Consider the following 20,121-nt stretch of genomic DNA (forward strand, 5'->3'; position numbering starts at 1 on the left):
CCCCGCTGTGTGACTAGCATCACTCTCGATATCTTCTCGAGTGATCGGACCCGACATGGCAGAAAACATCCCTGCAGCAGCGAGCATGACGCAGCCGACCGCAGTACCGGCTGCCGATCGCGAGCCCTGTCCCGCCGAGAGCGGTCGCCCCGGCTGGGCCCTGTTGGGGCTGCTGCTCGCCGTCTCGGCCGCCATCGCAATCATGGCGCTGGGAATCTCTGCAGGCTGAGCGCGTCGCGTCGGCGAGAATCTCTGCCGGCCGAACGCCCGGATCGCCCGCGGTGGCAGGATGTCTGGCGTGAGCGCAGACACCGACGCACCGACCGCCCGGCCCCGAGTGGTATCCGCCGCCTACTGGCTGTGGTTGTCCTCGGCGGTGCTGCTGATCGTCGTGTGCATGATCGCCCTGACGCTGCCGGCCGATCAGATCCGCGCATCGTTCACCACCGGCGGTGCGACCGACGAACAGATCGATTCCTTCCTGACGGTGTTCCGCGGACTCGGGGTCATCTTCGGAGTGGTCGGCTTGGCCGTCGGTCTGATGTCGGGCCCCGTCCGCGCCGGAGACCGCAGGTTTCGACGCGCCCTGGTGGCCCTGTCCGGAGCCGTGGCGCTGCTGCTGACGTTCGCCGCGCTGGTGTTTCCGTTCGTGCTGCTGGTGATCACAGTTGCGCTGGTGGTCGCAGCCGTTCTGGTCTACCGGCCGTCGGCGCGGGAATGGTTCGTCCGTGAGCAGTGAGATGAACAGTGACATGAACAGCGAGACTCCCATCGACGATCCCGTGCTCTTCCACGAGCCCGGTGGTCGGTGGCGCATGCTGGCGTGGGGGCCGGTGTTCTGCCTGGTGGTACTCGCAGTCGAACTCGCATCGGGACCGGTGATCCACTGGTTCGCACTCGCACTGTTCTCGTTGATCCTCGTCGGTCTCACGTACGTCCAGCTGCGCGCCGCGCGGATGCACGTGAGCGTCGAACTCACCACGCGTCGGCTGCGGCAGGGGACCGAGACCGTCGATCTGGACGAGATCGACGACATACTGCCGCCGGCGGAGTACGCCGACGGCGACTACGAGCCGAAGAGGTGGGAGACCGCGCGGGTACTCGGGGAGCTGTCGGGTGTGCCGCGCAAGCGTCACGGCATCGGGCTGCGGCTGGTGGGCGGTGGGCTGGTGCAGGCCTGGGCGAAGGACGACGACGGTCTGCGTGCGGCTCTGGAAACGGCGAAGCGGGAGTACCTGTGAGGAAGTCCCTCGGGTGGGCGGAGCTGGGGCTGGCTCTGCTCGCGGTGATCGGAGCTGTGGCGTGCTGGAATGCGGGCGTGCGCACCACCGAGTTTCCCGCGGTTGCCGACGTGTCCCCGGCATATTCGGGGACGTTCTACTCGGGGTCCTGGATCGCGCTGGCCGCTCTGGTCGTCACGGCGGCCGCACTGTTGATGGTCGACGGCCTCCGTCGGGTCCTCTCGGGACGTGCACCCCATACCGGGTAGGGGTATGGTGGGCGTTATGAGCAGCTACAGCGCCGAGCAGGACGATCTGCTGAAGCGATTGCGCCGAATCGAGGGCCAAGTGGCCGGCATTTCGCGAATGGTCGCAGACGACCGCTATTGCATCGATGTCCTCACCCAGGTGTCTGCGGTGACCAAGGCGCTGCAGTCGGTCTCGTTGAAGCTGCTCGACGCCCACCTCGCAGGATGCGTCGTGGAGGCCGCGAAACACGGCGGACCCGAGGCGGACGCGAAAGTGAAAGAGGCCTCCGAGGCCATCGCGCGCCTGGTTCGTTCCTGACGGAAGAGGGGAAATTCAGATGCAGACGACGTATTCGGTCGAGGGCATGACGTGCGGGCATTGCGCCGCGTCGGTGAAAGAAGAAGTATCGGAGATCGCAGGAGTCACCGGCGTCGACGTCGATGTGGATTCCGGGGCAGTCGTGGTGAGCAGCGATTCGGCGCTCGATGACGCGACGGTGGACGCCGCGGTCGTCGAAGCCGGGTATCGACTGGTGTCCTGACTCAACTGAGATCCGTCGGTGGTTCGGAAGTCGCGAGAACGGTAATACCGGAGAAATGGGACTTACCGAACATCGTCAGGAGAGCTCGTGAAGAAACCTGTCACCGGCGCAGCGGTCATCGCCATGAGCGTGGCCCTGGTAGCGGCCTGCTCGACGGACACCACCGAACAGGGCAGCAGTGCAGAGCCGACCGAGTCGTCCGCGACCTCGTCGTCGCAGGGCTCCGATTCCGACGCTGCTCCCTCCCCGGCCGCGCCTGCCGGGCCGCTGCCGAACCTGTCGGTCACCACCGTGCTCGACGGCCTCGACAAGCCCTGGGACGTGGTGGTTGCTCCCGATGGCACGGTGCTGACCGGAGAGCGCTCCGGTCGGTTCGTCATCCGCGACTCCGCAGGAGTCCAGCGTGAACTGAACGCGGACCTCGGCGATCTCTACGCCGCCGGTGAGACCGGGCTCATGGGTATCGCACTGGCGGCCGATTTCGAGACCTCTCGAACCGTGTTCACCTGCCAGGGGCGCGAGGGTAGCGGCGAGAACAGCATTGCCGTCGTGTCGTGGACCGTCGATCCACAGTGGACGGCCCTGACGAGAACCGGCACTGTCGTCGACGACATTCCGGTCGCCGACGGCGGGCGGCACGGTGGCTGCCGCATCTTGGCCCACCCCGACGGCACGCTGTACATCGGCACCGGCGACAACGCGAACCCGACTTTTCCTCAGGATCGGAACTCGCTGGGCGGCAAGGTGTTACACGTCAACGCCGATGGCACCGCCGCAGCCGACGCGCCGGATCGCATCTTCACTCTCGGTCACCGCAATGTGCAGGGACTGGCGATCCGTCCCGGCACCGATCAGATCTTCGAGGTCGAGCAGGGGACGAGCCGGGACGACGAGCTGAACCTGTTGGTGCCGGGCGGAAACTACGGCTACAGCCCCGATCGACGCCCGTCGGTCTACGACGAATCGGTCCCCATGACCGATCCCGATCGAGTTCCCGGAGCCCTGCCTGCAGTGTGGAGTTCGGGTGATCCGACCATCGCCACCCCCGACGTCACGTTCACCGACGGTGAGCAGTGGGGCTCCTGGAACGGTGCCGCAGTGATCTCGAGCCAGCAGGGGCAGAAGCTCGTCTTCCTGGCCTTGTCGGAGGACGGGACCGAGTACGTCGCCGAGGCGGAGGCACTGGACGGCACCTACGGCAGGTTGCGTTCGCTCACCCCCTTCGGAACCGACGGCGGCTTCCTGCTCACCACCGACAACGGATCCGACGATCAGGTGCTGCTCGTCACGCCCGAGGTCGGCTGAACCCCGGGCAGCAAATTGCGTCGTGAGTCGGCGAGAATCCCCTCGACTGTGTTTAAAATCATATGATATCGGTCATATCGGACCGGTCGCGGATCGTCGTCAGGAGTGTGGATGAACAAGCTGGTGTCCAGTTCCGGAGTACTCGCCGCCAGCGTCTTCCTGACGCTCGCTGCTACGACCACCGCGACGGCACAGGCCGATCCGCTACCCGGCCTGACGGTCACCACTGTGCTCGACGGACTCGCGAAACCGTGGGACGCGGTGGTCGCACCCGACGGAACGGTGCTGACCGGGGAGCGGTCCGGGCGGTTCGTGATCCGCGCCGTCGACGGGACCATCCGCGAGCTCGCCGCCGATCTCGACGACCTCTACGCGTCCGGCGAGACGGGCCTCATGGGCATCGCCCTCGCGACGGATTTTGCAGCATCCAGAACCATCTACACCTGCCAGGGCGTACAGGGCTCCGCAGGCGGAACCGGTAGCGCCGGAACAGGAAGTGCCGGCGGCGGCAGCGACAACCACATCGCCGTCCTGTCGTGGACCGTCGATCCGGAGTGGACCGCACTGACGCGCACCGGCACCCTCGTCGATGACATTCCCGTCGCCGACGGCGGTCGCCACGGCGGCTGCAGAATTCTGGCCCACCCCGACGGCACCCTGTACGTCGGCACCGGAGACACGGCGTCGCCGACGGTTCCGCAGGATCGGAACTCGTTGGGCGGCAAGGTTCTACATATCGATGCCGACGGTTCTCCGGCCGCGGGATCACCGGATCGCATCTTCACTCTGGGGCATCGAAACGTGCAGGGCTTGGCGATTCGTCCCGGCACGGATCAGATCTACGAGGTGGAGCAGGGCACCTCCCGAGACGACGAGCTGAACCTGCTGGTGCCCGGCGGCAACTACGGATACCGCCCCGATCGACTTCCGTTTATCTACGACGAGTCGGTACCGATGACCGATCCCACCCGCGTGCCCGGAGCACTCGCCGCGGTGTGGAGCTCGGGTAGCCCCGCCATCGCCACGCCCGGTCTGACCTTCGCGGACGGCGCGAGTTGGGGTTCCTGGAACGGGGCCGCAGTGATATCGAGTCAGCAGGAAGAGAAGCTCGTGTTTCTCAAGCTGTCCGAGGACGGCACAGAATTCGTCGACGAGGCCGACGCCCTGGTGGGTACCTACGGACGACTGCGCTCACTCACCAGCTTCGGCGGCGCCGGCGCATTCCTGCTGACCACCGACAACGGTTCGGACGACAAGGTTCTGCTCGTCACCCCCGCTGCCGACTGATGTGCGGCCCCGAGGTCGTCGAGACTGTTCACCGCAGAATCGGACGCAGGGCACTGTTCGGGTCGTTGGGGGCCGCCGCGTCGACCGTTGCGACGGCCGGAGCGGTGCGCGCCGAACCCGTTGTGGCGTCCGCGATTCCAGCGGGTCGACTCGTGGACCTGACCCACACCCTGAGCCCGACCTTCCCGGTGTGGCCGGGGAGCGAACCGTTCTCGATGCGGCCGGTCGCCGCCTACGAGCTGGGCGGCTTCCTGGTGAACAAGCTCTCGTACTGGGAGCACACGGGCACGCACATCGACGCCCCGGCACACCGCGTTCGCGGCGGGGCGACGGCCGACATCCTGCCCCTCGAAGATCTGATCGCTCCGCTGGTCGTACTGGACATCTCGGCCAGGGCAGCATCGGATCCAGAAGCTGTGGTGACGACCGAGGACATCGCGCAGTGGGAGCGCGAGCACGGTCGAATACCCGATCGCGCAGTGGTGGCGATGCACAGCCGATGGCAGAACAGGCTTGCCGAGCGTGCTGCCCCCGGCTTCGGCGCAGACGCGGCACAGATGCTGGTGCGCGAGCGCAACGTCGTCGGGATGGGCGTCGACACTCTGAGCCTCGACCGCATGAACGACCGCGAATACCCGGCTCACACAGCAGTTCTCGGGGCAGGCCGATACGGAGTCGAGGCACTGGCGAATCTGGACGCGGTGCCCCCGGCAGGGGCGACGGTCGTCGTCGGCGCACCGAAGCACGCGGGCGCGACCGGCGGTCCCTGCCGGGTCTTCGCGATAGTTCCCGGCTGACCTGGGTTTCCGGCTGAACCCCGGCTACGCGTCAGTGCGCGTGGCTGGGGTTCGCGGCCGGCTCTTCCTCGGTTCCCGCCCCGGGCTCACCCAGCATCGCGGCACCGACCAACGCGTCGGGAACCCCGAAGCCGTCGACGAGCAGTTCGGCGTGCGGACGCAGCGTGCGGCACCGCTCGTTGATGGCACGGGTGACGGCCTTGGATCGCTCGGTGGACAGGTAACGGTGCTCGATGAACCAGGCCTTGTCCGCCTCGATCACCGACAGTGCGTACAGGTCGCAGACCTCGTCGAGCAGTTCCTTGGTGGTGGCGTCCTCGCAGGATTCGATGCCGGCGATGAACGCCTCGAAGATGATCCGATCGATGTGCGCACTCGCGGCATGCAGCACGTGATCCTGCACCGCGTTGAACGCCTCGAAAGGAGTGGTCTCTTTGGACTTCGACTGCAACCGGCGCGCGACGGTCGAGAGCAGGTACTCCTCACGATCTTCGAACATCTTGACCTGGGTACCGCGGTTGAACAGCGAGCCCTCCTCCTCGTTGTCCTGACGGCGGTCGAGGATGGTCTGCATGATCGCCTGAGCCGCAGTGCGTTTGACGACGCGGTCGCCCACCATGTCGGCGGCGAACTTGACCCATTCGACCGGGCTCATGGACTTGACGTCGTCGGCGTAGGCGGTGAGCAGTTCCTTGGCCACCAACTGCGTCAGCACATGGTTGTCGCCCTCGAACGTGGTGAACACATCGGTGTCGGCCTTGAGTGAGATCAACCGGTTCTCGGCGAGATAGCCTGCGCCGCCGCAGGCTTCGCGGGCTTCCTGGATCGCGGCGGTCGCATGCCAGGTGTTCGCGGCCTTGAGACCTGCCGCCCTGGACTCGAGCTCGCGCTGCTCCTCGGCGTCGGGGTTGTCCGCGGTCTGCAGCTCGTGCATCTTCGACACGAGCTCGTTCTGCGCGAACTGCAGGGCGTAGGACTTGGCGATGAGCGGGAACAGTCGACGCTGATGCACCAGGTAGTCCATGATCAGGACCTCCTGATCGGAATCAGGTGCGGCGAACTGCCTGCGCTGCAACGCATATCGTGTCGCGATGTCGAGGGCGACGCGGGCCGCAGCAGCGGCGCTGCCGCCGACCGTGACGCGACCGCGGATCAACGTACCGAGCATCGTGAAGAAGCGTCGAGACTTGTTCTCGATGGGGGAGGAGTACGTACCGTCGTCGGACACATCGGCGTACTTGTTGAGCAGGTTGTCTCGCGGGATGCGGACGTGATCGAACATCAGGCGGCCGTTGTCGACGCCGGGGAGACCGCCCTTGTACTGACAGTCCGAGGTGGTGACACCGGGCAGGTCGTCGCCGTTCTCGTCGCGGAGCGGAACGAAGAAGCAGTGCACACCGTGGCTTTCGGGCTCCTCGCCCGGTCCTGCAGTGATGAGCTGAGCGAACACCGCGGCGACGGTCGCGGTCTCGGCGGCACCGCCGATGTAATCCTTGCGTGAGGACGGCGTCGGCGAGTTGATGACGAACTCGTCCGTCTTCGGGTCGTACGTGGCCGTGGTCTCGAGCGACTGCACGTCGCTGCCGTGTCCGGTCTCCGTCATGGCGAAGCAGCCGAGCAGATCGAGACTGATGATCTTGGGGACGTAGGCCTCGTGGTGGCGTTCGGTGCCGAGGTTCTCGATGGCACCGCCGAACAGCCCCCACTGGACGCCGGCCTTGACCATCAGGGAGAGATCGCTCATCGCGAGCATTTCGATCATCGTCACTGCGGCGCCGACGTCTCCGGTGCCGCCGTGCTCCTTCTTGAAGCCGTTGTCGGCTGCACCGGCAGCGGCGAGCAACTTCATCTGTTCCATTGCCTTGGTGCGGGCGATGACGGTGTTCGGCGTGTAGTGCGGACGGAACTCGTCGCGTGCAAGTTGCTGACGCGCCTGGTTCTTCACATCTCGCCAGCGGCCGTCCAGAGTGTTCCGAAGGTGATCCGTTGTGGTTGCCATACTCGACGGTAACCTTTTGCGGCCGCCTGTGAAGGCCGGAAAGTCAGACCGGCCAGACGAATTCTCGGAACACGGCCCGGCAGCTGCGCCAGAAGCCGTTTTTCGCGTACGGACCGTCGCGGAACAACGACGCGCAGTTGTCCTCCATGGCCCGGTTCACCAGGGGGCTGAAGTCGGTGAATTCGCTGACCAGGAACTCTTTGAAACCCTCCGGCCACGCGTGCTGGGCTGGTTCGTGTTGTGCCTCCACGACCGCGAGTGTAATGCAGCGGTAACACCGATGTTACAAATCCCACTCATTTCAGCAGTGCGAACGCCTGCTGCGCGACGAGGAACGCGTAGCTGGACGGGATCAGATCGATCGCGTCGTCGGCCCGGAACTGCTCGGTCACGATCCAGTCCTGGCCTGCCGCGTCCGTGGCGAGGAATGCGCCGGCCAGATCACCGGGAGCGCTGCCGCCCTTGAAGCCCGAGTACGGCCACAGCGCCGCGTCGAGCTGCACGCCCGGGGTGATCGCGAGAATGCGGCGGTTCTCCTCCGCTCCCGGGCCGTTGGCCAGGTAACCCATGGCAGCGCAGACGTCCTGCGCATTGGCGAACCATTCGACACCGTCCGCCGACGCCGGATTGTCGAGGAAGTTCTCGAAGTCGATCTCGAGCGGCCTCGCGTCCGCCCGTTCGAGCAGCTCTGCCCGGGTGGCTGGGTCGGCTCCGGACCACTCCTCTCGCATGTCGGGATCGCCGAATCCGATGACGAAGAACTGCCGGGTGTCCATCATCGGCGTCATGACGGACGGGTCGTGATGACCCATGACGCCGAGTTGGCGTTCGACCCGGTCGCGGCCGAGGCGTTGCATCAGCAGGTCGGTTGCGGTGTTGTCGGACAACGAGATCATCTTCTCGGCCGCCTCCCGAACCGACACCTTCGTGCCGTCGGGCAGATTCTGCAGTTCACCCGACGGCGCGCTCTTGGTGGCATCACGAACGGTGAGCTGGTCTTCCCAGCGGATGTTGCCTGCGTCGATCTCGTCGGTGAGCGCGCCGAGAACGTACAGCTTGAACACCGATCCGAGGGGAAGCACCGAGTCCGCGTTGACGGAGTAGATCGATTCGCAGTCGCCGCCGTTGAGCCGAGACGCGCTGTAGGAATAGTTCGGGGCGACTTTCGACAGTGCCGCATCGAGATCGTCGAACGACGAGATCGTGGGGGTGTCCGGCCGGGCCAGGAAGCCGTCGAGCTTGCCGTCGGTGCCGATCGACGTCGTGATCGTGGCCGGGATGCCCGCGGTGGTGAAGTGCAGGACACCGGAGTTCGGACCGGCCTCGAAGCTCGTGGCCACGTTCGGTGCGCCTGCCCGCAACTGTTCGAGTGGGGTGGCGAGCCCACCCAGCGGTGCGACGGCCTCGGCCAGCTCGGGGCCGGTGACTGCCTCGACCTCGGCGGGGACCGGTGCGTTCTCGGCGTTGATCCACCGCAGGATGCGTTCGTTGACTGCGCCCACGGGAGTGGAGGTGTCGACGGCGAAGTCCGGAGCGGTCGTGGTGGGCACGGGCGCAGCGGACGTGCCCCCGCAGGCGGAGAGCGCCAGAGTGGCGGCAACGACCACTCCCACGAGTCTCGTCACGGTGCGCGTCGTCATGCTGCGATGCTAATGGATTCGGACATTTCGCCACCCGTCCAGTCTCGGTACGGCCGGACGGGCGCTGTGGCAATGTGCTCTGGCGTGTTGACTTCCGAAGACGTCCGTCGAATCGATTCCGATCATCTCTGGCACCCCTACAGCCGGTTCCCGGCGGATGTGACGCCGCTGGTGGTCGACAGCGCATCCGGAGTGCGACTGACGTTGGCCGACGGCAGGCAACTCGTCGACGGCATGAGCTCGTGGTGGGCGGCGGTGCACGGCTACCGGCATCCGGTGCTCGACGCCGCCGCGCACGATCAGCTGGGCCGAATGAGCCACGTCATGTTCGGCGGACTGACACATGCTCCGGCGGCCAGGTTGGCCGAGCTGCTGGTCGACATCACCCCCGCGGGGCTCGAGAAGGTGTTCCTCGCAGATTCCGGATCGGTCTCGGTGGAGGTCGCGGTGAAGATGGCGCTGCAGTACTGGCGCGGACGCGGCGAGAACGGTCGCACTCGGCTGTTGACCTGGCGCGGCGGATACCACGGAGACACGTTCGCGCCGATGAGCGTCTGCGACCCGGACGGCGGCATGCACACGCTGTGGACCGATGTGCTCGCGAAGCAGGTGTTCGCTCCGGCTCCGCCCGCGGAGTTCGACGCCGGCTACGTCGCCGAATTCGAGCGGGTACTCGCCGAGCACGCGCACGAACTGGCGGCGATCATCGTCGAGCCGATCGTGCAGGGCGCAGGCGGAATGCGGTTCCACGACGCGCGCTATCTGCTGGAACTGCGCCGATTGGCCGACGAGTACGGGGTACTGCTGATCTTCGACGAGATCGCGACCGGATTCGGTCGAACCGGGGAGCTCTTCGCCGCCGATCACGCAGGTGTCGCGCCCGACATCATGTGCGTCGGCAAGGCATTGACCGGCGGATATCTGACCTTGGCGGCGACGCTGTGCACCACCGAGGTGGCCGAAACCGTCTCGGGCGGCGAGGCCGGTGGTCTGATGCACGGGCCGACGTTCATGGGTAATCCACTGGCGTGTGCGATCGCGGTGGCGTCGGTGGAACTGCTGCTCTCGCGCGACTGGCGCGCCGAGGTCGCACGGCTGGCGTCGGGGTTGGCCGACGGCCTCGCGCCCGCCCGGTCCCTGCCGGGAGTCGCCGATGTTCGCGTTCTCGGCGGCATCGGCGTCGTCGAGATGCGCAGTCCGGTGGACATGGTTCGAGCTACGGCAGCGGCCGTCGACGCGGGAGTGTGGCTGCGGCCGTTCGGTCGTTTGGTCTACGCGATGCCGCCGTACACCTGCACCGAGGAGGACGTGACGGCCATTGCAGGCGCGATGCTGGCGGTGGCCCGAAGCCATAATTGAACAGCGTTCAAGTATGGTCGCTGCCATGACCGCTCTGGAGTGGCTCGACGCCACCGCGCACGCCCGACGCGAGGCCGGCCTCGAGCGAATCGTGATCCCCCGCACGGCCGAGGACACGATCCTCGATCTGGCTTCGAACGACTACCTCGGCCTGTCCAGGCATCCGGCCGTCATCGACGGAGCCTGCGCTGCCGTGCGCCGGTGGGGCGGCGGATCCACCGGATCGCGGCTGGTCACCGGTACCACGACGGCACACGAGCGACTCGAGGAGAACCTCGCCGACTTCGTCGGAGCAGAGGCGGGACTGGTGTTCTCCTCCGGCTACACCGCCAACCTCGGGATCGTGACGGCACTGGCGGGCCGAGACGCACTGGTGATCTCCGACGCCGCGTCGCACGCCTCGCTCATCGATGCCTGTCGCCTGTCTCGGGCGCGAGTTGCCGTCTCTCGGCACTGCGATACCGGCCATGTCGACGAGCTGTTGCGGGAGCGTTCCGAGCAGCGGGCCCTGGTGGTGACCGACTCGGTGTTCAGTGCCGACGGAGATCTCGCGCCACTGGCCGAGCTGTACGCGGTGTGTCGAAGACGAAACGCGGTGCTCGTCGTCGACGAAGCGCACGGGTTGGGCGTACGCGGGGAAGGTGGCCGGGGAGCCGTTCACGAAGCAGGACTCGCCGGCGCACCCGATCTGGTGATCACCGCAACGCTGTCCAAGGCCCTCGGATCGCAGGGCGGAGTGGTTCTCGGGCCGGCCGCGGTGCGCACTCAGGTGCTGCACGGTGCGCGCACCTTCGTGTTCGACACCGGCCTCGCGCCTGCCTCCGTGGGCGCGGCAGCGGCCGCGTTGACCGTCCTGCGCGGCGAACCCGAACGGGTGCACTCGATCGGTGTGCGAGCAACGCAACTGGCCGCCGCATCGGGCGTCGAAGCGACCGAATCGGCGGTGGTCCCGGTGGTTCTGGGCGACGCGCAGCGTGCGGTGCAGGCGGCCGCGGACTGCCTCGAGCTCGGCGTCCGCGTCGGATGCTTCCGGCCACCGTCGGTTCCGGCCGACGGGTCTCGACTCCGACTGACCGCGCGCGCCGATCTCACCGACGCCGATGTCGACCGTGCCGCGTCGGTTCTTGCGGCTGTCTTGAATGCGGCTGTCTTGAATGCGGCTGTGTTGAATGCGGCGGTGCTGTGGTGACGGTTCTGCTCGTGACCGGAACGTCGACCGGCGTCGGCAAGACCGTGGTGACCGCGGGTATCGCGGCGGCCGCGCGCGCAGGCGGATGGACGGTTGCGGTGTGCAAACCGGCGCAGACCGGCGTCGGAGGTGACTACCCGGACGAAGCCGATATCGATGTGGTGCAACGGCTTTCGGGTGTTCGGGGAGTCGAGCTGACGCGATACCCCGAGCCGCTGGCTCCGGACGTTGCGGCGCGCCGATCGGGTCGGCCGATGCTCGAACTCGCCGCTGTGGTCGACACTGTGCGCACGCTGGACGCGGCCCACGACCTCGTGCTGGTCGAAGGTGCGGGTGGAGTGGCGGTGCGTCTGGGCGCAGGAGGGTTCACCGTGCTCGACATCGCCGGGGCCGTGTCTGCGCCGATCGTCGTCGTGGCCGGTGCAGAGCTGGGAACGCTCAACCACAGCGCGCTGACCACTGCCGCGGCGCGGGCGGTCGGGGTCGACTGCGCAGGGCTGGTGATCGGATCGTGGCCCGCCGAGCCGAGCCTTGCAGCGCGGGTCAACCGCGACGAGCTGCCCCTCGTGACGGGGGTCGGGCTGATCGCGCGCATCCCGGAAGGAGCCGGCCGGCTCGCATCGCGGGCCTTCGAAGCCCTGGCCGTGGGTGCCTTCGGCGAGTTTACCGAGTCGTTACTCGGGTACCCGCCGTAGAGAATCTGCCGTCTCGGCATTCGAAAACAGACGGGAAATAGACACCATGAACACCACAATATGGATCATCGTTGCAGTAGTAGTCGTTCTGTTGGTCATTGCCATCGCCGTGGTCGTTGCCCGCAAGGGCAAGGAACGTAAGAGAGTGGAAGCGAACGAGATTCGCGAAAAGGCTGCCGATCAATCCTCCGTCGTCGAGGAGCGTGAACTGATGGCGCGCGAAAGCGAAGCCAAGGCACGCCGCGCGCAGGCAGAGGCCGACGTCAAAGCAGCCGAGGCGGAGAAGCTCGCACAGCAGGCGCAGTCTCATCAAGGAGTTGCGGCGTCGTCACGCGACGAGATGGAATCGCAGTTCGAGCGTGCGAATCGCATCGACCCGGACGTGAAGAACGGCAAGAACATGACAGGCGATCGGAACGTCACAGGGGACAGGAACGTCGTCGGTGACCGGAATGTGGCGGATGACCGCACTGTGGCAGATGACCGCACTGTTGCACATGACCGCACTGTGGCAGATGACCGCACTGTGACACATGACCACAATGTGGCACATGACCGGAGCATCGTCGGTGACAGGAACGTCGTCGGTGACCCGAATGTGGCGGATGACCGGAACATCGCCGGCGGTCGGAACGTGATGGGCGATCCGGATGTGCCCCCGACGGCACCCCGGCACGAGCGGAACTAGTCGGTCGAGTTGTGCGGTAGTTCGAGTTCGACGACATCGTGCTCGCCCAGGTTCGGGCGCTCGTTGGTGATCTTCGCCTTGGCGTAGGCCAGCAGGTTCGACACCTTCGAGCCGGGCGTGGACCAGTACTCGGCTCCCTCGGCGGCCACGTGGATCAGGGCGACCTCGCGCGAATCGGGGTTCTTCTCGAACCATGCGGCCGCCCGGGTGTTCCACAACTCCTCGGCCTTGGTGGCGTTCTCGACGACCGCGGCCGTACCGGACAGCGACACCCAACCCTCACCGGACTGGAACGAGACGTTGACCGTCGGGTTCGCCGCGATATCGGCCACCTTGCGGGAGTCGTGGGCGGCGAAGAACCACAGGTCGCCGTCGAACTCGGCTTCCTGCAGCGCCATCGGGCGTGAAATCAGGTGGCCGTCTCGACCGACGGTGGTGAACATGCACAGTCCGGCTTCGGACATCAATTCGGCGACTTTGGATACGCCATCAGCGCCGTTGTCTGTATTTCTCATCCAAACCGACTACCCGGTGTTCTCTCTGCCCAACCTATAAACTGGCAGAACGGACTTCGTGGTGAGGAGCCTGCGGATGGCGAAAAATCTCGACAGGAACAATCGACCGGATCTCCGCGTGAGCAACGGCGAGCGTGAGGATGCCGCAACCACGCTCGGCGTAGCCATGAGCGAAGGGCGCTTGACCCTGGTCGAGTACGAGCAGCGGCTGGACGCGGTGTGGGCGTCGACCACTCGCGGCGATCTGGCCGAAGTGATGCACGACCTGCCGGGCGTCGAACTGCCGGGAACGAAGGACGTCGACCGTTCCCGGAGCGAGTGGCGCGAGTACCTCGACGAATGGCGCTGGTGGCTCGGTGGCGCAATCGTCATGAACGGCATCTGGGCCGTGCAATGGATCTCCGACGGAGAGCCGAACAATTACTGGCCGCTGTGGCCACTGGGCATCTGGGGCGTCATTCTCATCGCGATGGCATTCATGCCCGAGGACAAGCACGACGACTGACACAACGCGTAGCCGATGGATTATTACGCCCTGTAGTTGGTGATTTCGCCGAACCTGGGACACTGGAAGTCGTGACTGTTCCTACCGGCGACGACGCCCCCGTATCTGCTCAACTGTTCGCCCGCGCGAGCGCGGTGATTCCCGGTGGCGTCAACTCGCCGGTGCGGGCATTCGCATCGGTCGGCGGCACGCCTCGCTTCATCACGCAGGCCAGCGGATACACGATGACCGACGCCGACGGGAAGTCCTACGTGGACCTCATCTCGTCCTGGGGTCCGATGATCCACGGACACGCCCACCCGGCCATCGTCGAGGCCGTCCAGAAGGCAGCCGCAACAGGCCTGTCTTTCGGTGCACCCACCGAGCGCGAAATCGAACTCGCCGAGGAAATCGTGCGTCGCGTCGGCCCCGTCGACCAGGTTCGCCTTGTGAATTCGGGCACAGAGGCCACCATGAGCGCCGTGCGCCTGGCCCGTGGATTCACCGGCCGAACCAAGATCCTCAAATTCTCCGGCTGCTACCACGGCCACGTCGACGCCCTACTGGCCGACGCGGGCTCGGGATTGGCCACCTTCGGGCTGCCGACCTCGCCCGGCGTCACCGGCGCACAGGCTTCGGACACCATCGTCGTTCCCTACAACGACCTCGCCGCCGTCACCGCGGCCTTCGAGGCCAACCCCGGCCAGATCGCGTGCATCATCACCGAGGCAGCCGCAGGCAACATGGGAGCAATCCCGCCGGTCACCGGCTTCAACGAGGGACTGCGCCACCTCGCGACCGAGCACGGCGCACTGCTGATCATGGACGAGGTGATGACGGGATTCCGCGTCAGTGCCTCCGGTTGGTACGGCATCGACGGTGTTGCCGGTGACCTCTACACCTTCGGCAAAGTCATGTCGGGCGGATTGCCTGCCGCCGCATTCGGCGGTCGAGCAGACGTGATGGCCTACCTCGCGCCCGCCGGACCGGTGTACCAGGCAGGGACGCTCAGCGGTAACCCCGTCGCCGTCGCGGCCGGTCTGACGAGTCTGCAACTGGCCGACTCGGCCGTCTACGAGAAGCTGCAGACCAACTCGCAGCGACTCGGAACACTGCTCGGCGACGCCCTCACCGCCGAAGGCGTCACCCATCACGTCCAGTTCGCGGGCACTATGGTGAGTGTGTTCTTCGCCGATGGACCCGTCACCGATTACGCGCAGGCCAAGGCCGCGCAGACGTGGCGATACCCGGCGTTCTTCCACGCCTTCCTCTCTCGCGGCGTGTACCCGCCGCCGAGCGCCTTCGAGGCCTGGTTCGTCTCGGCTGCTCTCGACGATCGAGCCTTCGAGATCATCGCCGACGCAGCCCCCGCCGCTGCGAAAGCAGCGGCCGCCGCCACCGCTCCTCAGTGACGTCTGCACCGAACTGATTGCCCACCCGACTAGCGAGAAACAGGACCCCGACGTGACCGAGGCCCCCGCAACACATCCGCACTCGACGACGCGCACCATCGTGCACGTCCTCCGGCACGGCGAGGTGCACAACCCCAAGGGCATCCTCTACGGGCGGTTGCCGGGCTTCAAGCTGTCGGTGACGGGCCAGGCTCAGGCCAGGTCGGTCGCGGACGCGCTCGCCGGCCACGACATCACCCACGTCGTGGCATCGCCGTTGCTGCGCGCGCAGGAAACCGCCGGACCCATCGCCGCAGCGCACGGCCTGACCATCGCCGAGGACGAGAACCTCATCGAAGCAGGCAACGAGTTCGAAGGACTGCGCGTGGCCGTGGGCGACGGTGCACTGCGTAGGCCCAGGCACTGGTGGAAGCTGCGCGACCCGTTCACCCCGTCCTGGGGCGAGCCGTACCTGCAGATCGCACACCGCATGCTCGCCGCAGTCAACGCGGCGCGCGTCGAAGCCGTCGGGCACGAAGCCGTCTGCGTCAGCCACCAACTCCCGGTGTGGACACTGCGCCGATTCCTGCAGGGCGATCGGCTCTGGCACGACCCGCGGAACCGACAATGCGGGCTCGCGTCGCTCACCTCGTTGGTCTACGAGGGGGACCAGCTGGTCGACCTCGTCTACTCCGAGCCCGCGGGGGCATCCGACCCAAGGATTTCCGGTGCGTAGGTTTCTGCTGGGTATGGCGGCAGCGGCCCTCGTCGCGGGGTGCTCCACCGGCACCGACGCGGTGGCGCAGGGCGGAACCTTCCAGTTCGTCTCACCGGGCGGACAGACCGACATCTTCTACGAGCCCGACGAGCGCGGCACCATCGGCGAGCTGTCCGGGCCCGACCTGATGACCGAGGGCAAGACGACCTCCCTGTCGGACTACGACGGTGACGTCGTCGTCCTCAACGTCTGGGGCCAGTGGTGCGGACCGTGCCGCGGTGAAGCCGACGACCTCGAAGACGTCTACGAGGCCACCAAGTCCTTGGGCGTCGAATTCCTCGGGATCAACGTGCGCGACGAGTCGCAGACCGCCGCGCAGGACTTCGTCGTCAGCAACAACGTCAGCTACGCCTCGATCTACGATCCGCCCATGCGCACCCTGACCGCGCTCGGCGGCGTCCCCACCTCCGTCATCCCGACGACCGTCGTACTCGATCGGCAGCATCGCGTCGCGGCAGTGTTCCTGCGCGAACTGCTCGCCGATGACCTGCGGCCCGTCGTCGAACGCGTCGCAGCCGAGGAGCCAGTGCAGCCGTGACCGAGACGATGTACCTCGCCGGGATAGGCGCGAGTTTCCAGGAAGCTGCGGCCTCCGGGCCGCTCGTCCTGGCCCTCGGAGCCTGCGTCCTGGCCGGTCTCGTCTCGTTCGCGTCGCCGTGCGTGGTACCCCTGGTGCCCGGATACCTCTCGTACCTCGCCGGAGTCGTCGGAGCCGACGCCCCTGCCGTCAGCGCCGACGAGGCAGCCGTGAAGACGAAGGTGCGCAGCGGGCGGTTGCGCGTGGCCGGAGCGGCGGGTCTGTTCGTCCTCGGATTCACGGTGGTGTTCGTTCTCGCCACCGCATCGGTGTTCGGAGCGATCTCCGTCCTGGCGATCAACCGCGAACTGCTCATGCGGATCGGCGGCGTCGTCACCATCGCCATGGGCCTGGTGTTCGTAGGACTGATCCCCGCGCTGCAGCGCGACGTGCGCTTCGAGCCGAAGCAGATCGGCTCACTGGCCGGAGCGCCGCTGCTCGGTGGCGTGTTCGCGCTCGGATGGACCCCGTGCCTGGGGCCGACACTCGCGGGCGTTATCTCACTCGCCGCAGGGACAGACGGCACGACGGCAGCGCGGGGCGTCGTTCTGATCGTGGCGTACTGCCTCGGTCTCGGCTTACCGTTCGTGATCCTCGCGTTCGGTTCGGTCAGCGCGCTGCGTGGCGTCGGCTGGCTACGTACACATGCACGACAGATACAGGTGTTCGGCGGAATCATGTTGATAGCGGTAGGAATTGCACTGGTCACCGGTGCCTGGGATCAATTCGTCGGCTGGGTGCGCGACGCCTTCGTCTCCGATGTGGTGTTGCCGATATGACCACCGACGTCGAAGAGCGCACCGAGGCATCGCCGCCGCGCAAGCAATCCGTGCTGGGCAGGGGAGCGGCGCTGGTCCGTAACACCTGGCGCGGCCTGACCAGTATGCGAACCGCGCTGGTGCTGCTGTTCCTGCTGGCCTTCGCCGCGGTACCCGGTGCCCTGGTGCCGCAGCGCAGCCTCAACGCCGGCAAAGTCGACGAGTACATCGCCGACCGCCCGACCCTCGGCCCGATCATGGACAAGCTCGAACTGTTCGACGTCTTCGGCAGCTTCTGGTTCACCGCGATCTACGCGCTGCTGTTCATCTCGCTGATCGGCTGCATCCTGCCGCGCTGCATCGAGCACGCGAAGCAATTGCGCACCAAACCCGTTCGCGCGCCCCGCAACCTCTCCCGACTGCCGCACCACAGCCGCTACGACGTCGACGGAACGCCGGAAGAGATCGCCGCACAGGTACGCACCCAGTTGCGCGGTTGGCGCGTCGCCCAACGAACCGAGGACGGCGGAGCAGTGACTCTGTCGGCGGAGAAGGGCTACGTCCGCGAACTCGGAAACCTCGTCTTCCACTTGTCTCTCGTTGGACTGCTCGCCGCGATCGCCATGGGCAAGCTGCTCGGGTACGAGGGCAACCGCATCGTCATCGCCGACGACGGCCCCGGCTTCTGCACCTCGACCCCGGCCAACTACGACTCGTTCCGCGCAGGCAACCTCGTCGACGGCACCGACCTCGAACCACTGTGCGTGCGCGTCAAGGACTTCAGAGCCGACTACCTCGACACCGGCCAGGCCGAGATGTTCACCTCCAACATCGAATACCAGGCAGGCCAGGACCTCGCGAACAACGTCTGGCGCGACGACCAACTGCAGGTCAACCACCCGTTGCGCGTCGCAGGAGACCGCGTCTACCTCCAGGGCCACGGCTACGCACCCACCTTCACCGTGACATTCCCGAACGGCGAAACCCGCACCGACACCATCCAATGGCAACCGACGGACGCCACGACCTTCCTCTCCAGCGGAGTACTCCGTGTCGACCCGCCCGGCGGCTTGTATACCGATCCCCTGGACCGGCGAAAGAACCAGATCGCCATCGAAGGACTGTTCGCGCCGACGGCGTCGTTCCACGGCAGCCTGCTGTCGTCGAGCTTCCCCGCCATGAACGACCCCGCCGTCGCCATCGACATCTACAAGGGCGACACCGGCCTCGACACCGGACTGCCGCAGTCGATCTTCTCGCTCGATCAGGAAATGATCGCCCAGGGCAGGCTCGTGAAGCAGGACCGCGTCAACCTGATGCCAGGAGAATCGGCGACGCTGAGCGACGGAACGGTCGTCACCTTCGACGGCGCGAAGGAATTCGTCAACCTTCAGGTCTCACACGACCCGGCCCAGACCTGGGTGCTCGTCTTCGCACTCACGATGATGGGCGGACTGCTCGTCTCACTGGTGATCAAGCGTCGCAGAATCTGGGTCCGACTCACCGCCGACGCCCAAGCACGACGTACTGTAGTAGACCTCGGCGGACTTGCACGCACCGATCAGGCGGGGTGGGGCGAAGAGTTCGACCGCCTGTGCACCCGCCTGCTCGGCGACACCTCGAAACAGGAGAACTGACCGATGCCGATCAACGAGACCCTCTCGCAGTACAGCGACTGGTCCTTCGAATCAGCGTTCACCATCTACGTGCTCGCATTCGTCCTGCTCATCGCCCAGTACGCCTCCGCCAAGGCCACGGCCGCTCAGGCGAAGGAACTCGTCGGTGCCGGTGCGCCGGTGGCCCAGTCGCGACCGGGACTGGTTGTCGAAACGCCGAAGCGACCGCTGTCCGAGCGACTCGCAGGCATGGGCTTCGCCCTGCTCGCCCCGGCTCTCGCGCTGCACATCGCCTCGGTGGTGCTCCGCGGGTTCGCCACCCACCGCTTCCCGCTCGGCAACATGTACGAGTTCGTCACCATGGCCACCGCAGCCGCCGCCCTCACCTCCGTGATCGTGCTGCGCAAGAAGACCATGCGCCCGATGCTCGTGTTCGTTCTCGCACCGATCATCGTGCTGATGTTCTTCGCCGCCACCAAGCTCTACGCCGACGCCGCACCCGTCGTCCCCGCGCTGCGCTCCTACTGGCTGCCCATCCACGTCACCATCGTCAGCGTCGGCAGCGGCATCCTCCTGGTCTCCGGCGTCGCCTCCCTGCTGTTCCTGCTGCGCATCAAGCAGCCCATCGGCGAGGAAAGCGTTGGGTTCTGGGGCAAGTTCGCATCCAAGCTGCCCGACGCCCAGGCCCTCGACCGACTCGCCTACAAGACGACCATCGTCGCTTTCCCGCTCTTCGGAGCCGGCGTCATCCTCGGTGCAATCTGGGCCGAAGCCGCATGGGGCCGCTTCTGGGGCTGGGACCCCAAAGAGACGATGTCGTTCATCACCTGGATCATCTACGCCGCCTACCTGCACGCCCGCGCCACCTCCGGATGGCGCAACACCCGCGCCGCCTGGATCAACATCGCCGGATTCACCGCCATGCTCTTCAACCTCTTCATCATCAACATGGTGGTCTCGGGACTGCACAGCTACGCAGGACTGAACTAGTTCTCGCTTGCTGGCAGCCTCCGCGCGGGACTGTCAGCTGGTA

General features: G+C 66.3%; 24 protein-coding genes. 20 read left to right on the plus strand and 4 right to left on the minus strand.

From position 1 onward, the window contains the following. Positions 1 to 55: 55 nt before the first annotated feature. The 9 genes from QM590_RS16825 to QM590_RS16865 all read left to right on the plus strand — a co-directional run bounded on the left by QM590_RS16825 (position 56) and on the right by QM590_RS16865 (position 5,399). The gene (locus QM590_RS16825) at positions 56 to 229 is read left to right on the plus strand and encodes a hypothetical protein (protein WP_176460379.1); all 174 of its coding nucleotides are present in this window, start codon (positions 56 to 58) and stop codon (positions 227 to 229) included. Between the two features lie 69 nt (positions 230 to 298). Then, on the plus strand, positions 299 to 739 hold the full coding sequence (locus tag QM590_RS16830) for a hypothetical protein (RefSeq protein WP_269595735.1): 441 nt from the start codon (positions 299 to 301) through the stop codon (positions 737 to 739). Positions 740 to 752: 13 nt separating this feature from the next. After that, positions 753 to 1,241, plus strand: coding sequence for a transport-regulating membrane protein Mce1N (gene mce1N, locus QM590_RS16835; RefSeq protein ID WP_269595769.1), 489 nt, complete (start codon positions 753 to 755; stop codon positions 1,239 to 1,241). Further along, a complete protein-coding gene (locus tag QM590_RS16840) occupies positions 1,238 to 1,489 on the plus strand; it encodes a hypothetical protein (protein ID WP_269595736.1) in 252 nt (83 codons plus the stop codon). The genes mce1N and QM590_RS16840 overlap by 4 nt, the downstream gene beginning before the upstream one ends. 16 nt (positions 1,490 to 1,505) lie before the next feature. Further along, positions 1,506 to 1,787: a metal-sensitive transcriptional regulator gene (locus QM590_RS16845; RefSeq protein ID WP_032393890.1), complete on the plus strand. Its 282-nt coding sequence runs from the start codon at positions 1,506 to 1,508 to the stop codon at positions 1,785 to 1,787. A 19-nt stretch (positions 1,788 to 1,806) separates the two neighbouring features. After that, positions 1,807 to 2,010 carry a heavy-metal-associated domain-containing protein gene (locus tag QM590_RS16850; protein WP_269595737.1) on the plus strand — a complete coding sequence of 68 codons (204 nt, stop codon included), beginning with the start codon at positions 1,807 to 1,809 and terminating at the stop codon, positions 2,008 to 2,010. 87 nt (positions 2,011 to 2,097) lie between these two features. Further along, complete coding sequence (locus tag QM590_RS16855; protein WP_269595738.1) at positions 2,098 to 3,315, plus strand: PQQ-dependent sugar dehydrogenase; 1,218 nt, start codon at positions 2,098 to 2,100, stop codon at positions 3,313 to 3,315. Between the two features lie 111 nt (positions 3,316 to 3,426). Then, positions 3,427 to 4,602: a PQQ-dependent sugar dehydrogenase gene (locus QM590_RS16860; protein ID WP_269595739.1), complete on the plus strand. Its 1,176-nt coding sequence runs from the start codon at positions 3,427 to 3,429 to the stop codon at positions 4,600 to 4,602. Beyond that, the gene (locus QM590_RS16865; RefSeq protein ID WP_269595740.1) at positions 4,602 to 5,399 is read left to right on the plus strand and encodes a cyclase family protein; all 798 of its coding nucleotides are present in this window, start codon (positions 4,602 to 4,604) and stop codon (positions 5,397 to 5,399) included. The genes QM590_RS16860 and QM590_RS16865 overlap by 1 nt, the downstream gene beginning before the upstream one ends. A 31-nt stretch (positions 5,400 to 5,430) precedes the next feature. On the opposite strand, the gene QM590_RS16870 is transcribed toward QM590_RS16865, so the two are convergent. The 3 genes from QM590_RS16870 to QM590_RS16880 are packed head-to-tail and all read right to left on the minus strand — an operon-like array spanning position 5,431 to position 9,038. After that, positions 5,431 to 7,398, minus strand: coding sequence for an acyl-CoA dehydrogenase family protein (locus QM590_RS16870; protein ID WP_269595741.1), 1,968 nt, complete (start codon positions 7,396 to 7,398; stop codon positions 5,431 to 5,433). Between the two features lie 43 nt (positions 7,399 to 7,441). Continuing rightward, the gene (locus QM590_RS16875) at positions 7,442 to 7,648 is read right to left on the minus strand and encodes an inositol 2-dehydrogenase (protein WP_269595742.1); all 207 of its coding nucleotides are present in this window, start codon (positions 7,646 to 7,648) and stop codon (positions 7,442 to 7,444) included. Positions 7,649 to 7,694: 46 nt separating this feature from the next. Then, positions 7,695 to 9,038: a serine hydrolase gene (locus QM590_RS16880; RefSeq protein ID WP_269595743.1), complete on the minus strand. Its 1,344-nt coding sequence runs from the start codon at positions 9,036 to 9,038 to the stop codon at positions 7,695 to 7,697. Positions 9,039 to 9,110: 72 nt separating this feature from the next. On the opposite strand from QM590_RS16880, the gene QM590_RS16885 reads away from it, so the two are divergent. The 4 genes from QM590_RS16885 to QM590_RS16900 all read left to right on the plus strand — a co-directional run bounded on the left by QM590_RS16885 (position 9,111) and on the right by QM590_RS16900 (position 12,969). After that, positions 9,111 to 10,397, plus strand: a complete 1,287-nt coding sequence (locus tag QM590_RS16885) for an adenosylmethionine--8-amino-7-oxononanoate transaminase (RefSeq protein ID WP_269595770.1) — start codon at positions 9,111 to 9,113, stop codon at positions 10,395 to 10,397. 25 nt (positions 10,398 to 10,422) lie between these two features. After that, on the plus strand, positions 10,423 to 11,586 hold the full coding sequence (locus tag QM590_RS16890; RefSeq protein WP_269595744.1) for an 8-amino-7-oxononanoate synthase: 1,164 nt from the start codon (positions 10,423 to 10,425) through the stop codon (positions 11,584 to 11,586). After that, positions 11,583 to 12,281, plus strand: a complete 699-nt coding sequence (bioD, locus tag QM590_RS16895) for a dethiobiotin synthase (protein WP_269595745.1) — start codon at positions 11,583 to 11,585, stop codon at positions 12,279 to 12,281. Before QM590_RS16890 ends, bioD begins: the two co-directional genes overlap by 4 nt. 91 nt (positions 12,282 to 12,372) lie before the next feature. Further along, positions 12,373 to 12,969 (plus strand): hypothetical protein, encoded by a 597-nt coding sequence (locus tag QM590_RS16900; RefSeq protein ID WP_269595746.1) that lies wholly within the window; start codon positions 12,373 to 12,375, stop codon positions 12,967 to 12,969. Here the strand turns inward: QM590_RS16900 and QM590_RS16905 are convergent. Continuing rightward, the gene (locus QM590_RS16905; protein ID WP_269595747.1) at positions 12,966 to 13,484 is read right to left on the minus strand and encodes a pyridoxamine 5'-phosphate oxidase family protein; all 519 of its coding nucleotides are present in this window, start codon (positions 13,482 to 13,484) and stop codon (positions 12,966 to 12,968) included. The genes QM590_RS16900 and QM590_RS16905 overlap by 4 nt on opposite strands. Positions 13,485 to 13,560: 76 nt before the next feature. Between QM590_RS16905 and QM590_RS16910 the strand changes: the two genes are divergently transcribed. The 7 genes from QM590_RS16910 to ccsB all read left to right on the plus strand — a co-directional run bounded on the left by QM590_RS16910 (position 13,561) and on the right by ccsB (position 20,078). Further along, positions 13,561 to 13,989, plus strand: coding sequence for a DUF1707 SHOCT-like domain-containing protein (locus QM590_RS16910; protein ID WP_269595748.1), 429 nt, complete (start codon positions 13,561 to 13,563; stop codon positions 13,987 to 13,989). A 71-nt stretch (positions 13,990 to 14,060) separates the two neighbouring features. Beyond that, a complete protein-coding gene (hemL, locus tag QM590_RS16915; RefSeq protein ID WP_269595749.1) occupies positions 14,061 to 15,380 on the plus strand; it encodes a glutamate-1-semialdehyde 2,1-aminomutase in 1,320 nt (439 codons plus the stop codon). A 52-nt stretch (positions 15,381 to 15,432) separates the two neighbouring features. Continuing rightward, a complete protein-coding gene (locus tag QM590_RS16920) occupies positions 15,433 to 16,095 on the plus strand; it encodes a histidine phosphatase family protein (protein WP_068046369.1) in 663 nt (220 codons plus the stop codon). A 13-nt stretch (positions 16,096 to 16,108) separates the two neighbouring features. Beyond that, positions 16,109 to 16,675: a TlpA disulfide reductase family protein gene (locus QM590_RS16925; protein ID WP_269595771.1), complete on the plus strand. Its 567-nt coding sequence runs from the start codon at positions 16,109 to 16,111 to the stop codon at positions 16,673 to 16,675. A gap of 8 nt (positions 16,676 to 16,683) precedes the next feature. Continuing rightward, positions 16,684 to 17,493: a cytochrome c biogenesis CcdA family protein gene (locus tag QM590_RS16930; RefSeq protein WP_068046420.1), complete on the plus strand. Its 810-nt coding sequence runs from the start codon at positions 16,684 to 16,686 to the stop codon at positions 17,491 to 17,493. Continuing rightward, a complete protein-coding gene (gene resB, locus QM590_RS16935) occupies positions 17,490 to 19,109 on the plus strand; it encodes a cytochrome c biogenesis protein ResB (protein WP_269595750.1) in 1,620 nt (539 codons plus the stop codon). The genes QM590_RS16930 and resB overlap by 4 nt, the downstream gene beginning before the upstream one ends. Before the next feature lie 3 nt (positions 19,110 to 19,112). Continuing rightward, positions 19,113 to 20,078 carry a c-type cytochrome biogenesis protein CcsB gene (ccsB, locus tag QM590_RS16940; RefSeq protein WP_094687926.1) on the plus strand — a complete coding sequence of 322 codons (966 nt, stop codon included), beginning with the start codon at positions 19,113 to 19,115 and terminating at the stop codon, positions 20,076 to 20,078. The last annotated feature ends 43 nt before the right edge of the window (positions 20,079 to 20,121 follow it).

The sequence above is a fragment of the Rhodococcus sp. IEGM 1372 genome, assembly GCF_030056835.1.
Classification (GTDB): domain Bacteria; phylum Actinomycetota; class Actinomycetes; order Mycobacteriales; family Mycobacteriaceae; genus Rhodococcoides.